The organism is Mannheimia haemolytica (genome assembly GCF_004342115.1).
Lineage (GTDB): Bacteria > Pseudomonadota > Gammaproteobacteria > Enterobacterales > Pasteurellaceae > Mannheimia > Mannheimia haemolytica.
This window is the reverse complement of the sequence record NZ_SMAC01000058.1, coordinates 1-4223: the sequence shown is the minus strand read 5'-3', so window position 1 is coordinate 4223 and position 4223 is coordinate 1. Positions and strand designations below refer to the sequence as shown.

The window sequence follows — 4223 nt, the reverse complement described above, 5'->3', positions numbered from 1 at the left end:
GATTTGGGTGGAAAAGAATTTAAGCTCAAATTAATCTGACAGACACGGTAATTTAAAACGGGGGACTGTCAGATTAGGTTTGATCTTCTACAAAAGAGGAAAGCGTAACTGTAGGTGACAACTTAGCAGTTCAACAAGATAAAAATAATAATACGGGTGGTAAGAACTATCATGTAACGTTGAATAACACTTTAAACCTGGGTAATGATGGTTCTGTAACAATTGGTGATACAGTTATTAATCAAAATGGTTTAACTATTAACAATGGTGGACCGAGTGTTACAACAATAGGTATTAATGCTGGTAACAAAGTAATTACTAACGTAGCAGATGGCCAGAATGACACAGATGCAGTAAATCTCCGCCAGTTAAAAGCTGTGCAAACTAAAGTAGAAAAAGGTACAAATGTTGCATCTGTCACTGCAAATAAAGATGCAACAGGTGTAACAACTTATACTATTAATGCTGATGGTACAACTGCGAGTGCAGATGAAGCTTCTAAAGATTTCTTAACTGTTACTACGGGTGAGAAAAACCAAGATAATGTAACAGATTACAAAGTTGGCTTAACTAAGAAAGCAACGGATGCTTTAGCGAAGGCTGAAACTGCGATTCAAGAGTTTACTACTTCAGTAAATGGTCAAACTGTTGAAACAATTAACAAAGACAACAAAGATGTTGGTTTTGTAAATGGTAAGGGCACAATTGCTCGTAATGATAATAGTAACATTACCTTTGATGTAGATGTTGATGATAATACTATTAAAGTAGGTGAGGATGGTAAATTAACTGTTAACAAAGAGGCAGTTGATACTAATACTTATGTTACTGGTGGCACAGTAGTGTATGCTGATAATGGCGATGCAACAACAACGTTAAACAAAAATGATGGTTCATCTGTTACTGTAACAGGCATTAAAAATAACTTTGTTAATAAAGCAGAAACCTCTACAGATGGTAAAACTGCAACTTTAACTCGTAATGATGGTGGTACAGTTAATATTGACCTAACTAATACGGTAAACACAGCTGTAAATGAAGCAACAGAGAAAGGCTTTAAGATTTCAGCTGATAAAGGTGATGAAGATCACGTTAAGCTAGGCGAAACAGTTAAATATACCTCTACTGATAAAAACATTATTACGACCGTAACGAATAACCAAATTGATTTTGCGTTAAATTCAACTTTAGCTATTGGTGGCAAAGATGGTAAATCAGGTATTGGTTTAGATGGTACTAACGGTACAATCGGTTTAACTGGCCCAGCGGGTAAAGACGGTAAATCTGCAACAGCAAATATTACTGTTAAAAATGGTCAACCAGGTGTTGATGGTCAAGATGGGGAGACCAAAACTCGTATTGTTTATGATGGTGAAGAAGTTGCAACCCTTAACGATGGCTTAAAATTTGGCGCTAACACAGGTGATGTTCACAATGCAAAATTAAATACGCAAGTGAATGTAAAAGGTGCTGAAGACAATACCGAGTGGAATAAGTTTGATGCAGGTCAGAACATCATGACCCAAATCAGCGGTAATAATATTACTGTTGCATTGGCGAAGAATGTGAACTTGACTGAAGATGGCTCTGTAACTATTGGTGGCACAAACATTACTAATGAAGGTATTACCATTAATAATGGCCCGAAAATCACTAATAAAGAAGGTAGTGTAAGTGTTGCTAATCAAGATGGAAGTCCAACAAAAATTACTAACGTGAAAGCGGGTGATGTAAACAATACTTCTACAGATGCTGTTAATGGAAGCCAGTTATATACTGTACAAGAAATTGCAAATGCAGGTTGGAATTTAACTATTAATGAAGGACAGAATAGCAGTAATGTTAAGCCTAAAGAGACGGTTGATCTAAATAATAAAGATGGCAACATTCAAATTACTAAAGATGCCCATAATGTAACATTTGCATTAAATAATGAGTTAACTATTGGTGGACCAGGTAAAAATGGTGCTGATGGTAAAGACGGCTCTATCGGTGTTAAAGGTGCTGATGGTTCAACTGGTGTTGCTTTAAATGGTAAAGATGGTTCAATTGGCATTAACGGTAAAGATGGTGCTAATGCAAATATTACTGTTAAAAATGGTAAACCTGGTGTTGATGGCGTAGATGGTACAACTAAAACACGTATTGTTTATGAAACCAAAGATGGTCCGGAAGAAGTTGCAACACTTAACGATGGTTTAAAATTCGTTGGTGATGATGATCAAGTTATTACTAAGAAACTTAACCAAACTTTAAATGTAACTGGTGGTGCTGATTTAACCAAATTGGCTGATAACAATATTGGTGTAGTAAATACTAATAATGGATTAGTTGTTAAATTATCTAAAGATGTAAACTTAACTAAAGATGGTTCGGTAACTATTGGTAATACAACTTTAAATGATTCAGGATTAACTATTGCTAATGGTCCAAGTGTGACTAACACAGGTATTAGCGCTGGTAACAAACAGATCACCAATGTATCAAGCGGTTTAACTAATGCAAATGGCGAAAAAACTGATCTTGCCAATGCAACGACAACCAATGCGGTTAACGTAGGCGATTTAAAAGATACAGTTAATAACCTAACTAATGCAACAACGGGTGGCTTTGGTTTAACTGGCGATGATAAGAATACTGAAGTTAAGCAAGACTTAGGTAAAACGATTCAAGTTAAAGGCAAAGATGGTGTAACCGTAACCGCAAATGTTGCTGAAAAAGCATTAGAAATTGTATTAGCCGGTGATGTATCTGTAAGTGGTAAAGACGGAAAAGACGGCTCTATCGGTGTTAAAGGTACAGATGGCAAAGACGGTGTAACTATCAATGGTAACGGCACTGTTGTAGTCGGCAAAGATGGTGCTCCAGGTAAAATTGGCATCAACGGTAAAGATGGTGCAAATGCAACAATGACTGTTGAGAAAGGCGCTCCTGGATTAGATGGTGCTAAAGGCAAGGATGGTAAAGATGGTACTCAAACTACTCGTATCGTTTACACAAACGAAACAGGTGGTAAAGAAGAAGTTGCAACCTTAAACGATGGTTTACGTTTTACCGGTAATAACGAAGTTGAGAACAAACATAAGTTAAACAGCTTAGTTACTATTATTGGTGAGGGTGTAAATAAAGAACAGTCAGGCGCTTTCCAATCAGCAGCAGGCAATATTAATGTTGTTGCAGATGGCAATGGTAATTTAACTGTTAAATTAGCGAAAAACCTAAACTTAACTGATTCAGGTTCTGTAACCATTGGTGGCACAAACATTACTAATGAAGGTATTACCATTAACAATGGTCCGAAAATCACAAATGATGGCGATAATGTTAAAGTTGGTGATGTAAATGGTGCGCCAGTTAAAATCACGAATGTTAAAGAAGGTGATTTAAGCGAAACTTCTAAAGACGCAGTTAACGGTTCACAGCTTTATGCAACTAACCAAAATGTAACCAACTTAAGCAATAAAGTAGCTCAAGGCTTCAATATTACTGCTGATAATGGTACGGCTGACAATGTTCAATTAGGTGAAACTATTACCTATACTTCATCTGATAAAAATATCGTTACAACGGTAAGCGACAATAAGATCGATTTTAAACTGAGTGCTGAAGCTGTAGATAAATTTACGGTTAAATACTTCTCTGTAAATTCAACGGTTGCAGAAAACAGATTAAATGATGGTGCTAAAGGTGTTAACTCTATTGCAATTGGTCCGAATGCAACCTCTGTAGATCAAGGTGCTATTGCACTGGGTACAAACTCAAATGCAAATGGTAATGCTGCAGCGGCTTTAGGTGTCAACTCAAAAGCTGAAGGTATTCAAGCAACTGCGGTAGGTTCTCAAGCAAATGCAACTGCAAATGGTACTACTGCGATTGGTCGTGAAACAACAGCAAGTGCAGGTGAGGCAACAGCTGTGGGTTCTAACGCAAATGCAACATCAGAGAAAGCAACTGCTTTAGGTGTAGGCTCAAAAGCGACAGATAAAGCAGCATTAGCTGTAGGTACAAATGCAACTGCAAGCGCACAGTCTGCAGTAGCTGTAGGTACTCAATCGGTAGCTGATAAACAGTTCGCTGTTGCAGTAGGTATGGGGGCTCAAGCAACCTTAGAAAACTCTGTAGCATTAGGTGTAGAAGATCAAACCTAATCTGACAGTCCCCCGTTTTAAATTACCGTGTCTGTCAGATTAATTTGAGCTTAAATTCTTTTCCACCCAAATCCG

The 4223-nt window shown here is 37.3% G+C and carries 1 protein-coding gene; it reads left to right on the top strand.

From position 1 onward, the window contains the following. The first annotated feature begins 179 nt into the window (after window positions 1–179). Window positions 180–4148: a beta strand repeat-containing protein gene (locus EDC41_RS13640; RefSeq protein WP_020824257.1), complete on the top strand. Its 3969-nt coding sequence runs from the start codon at window positions 180–182 to the stop codon at window positions 4146–4148. The last annotated feature ends 75 nt before the right edge of the window (window positions 4149–4223 follow it).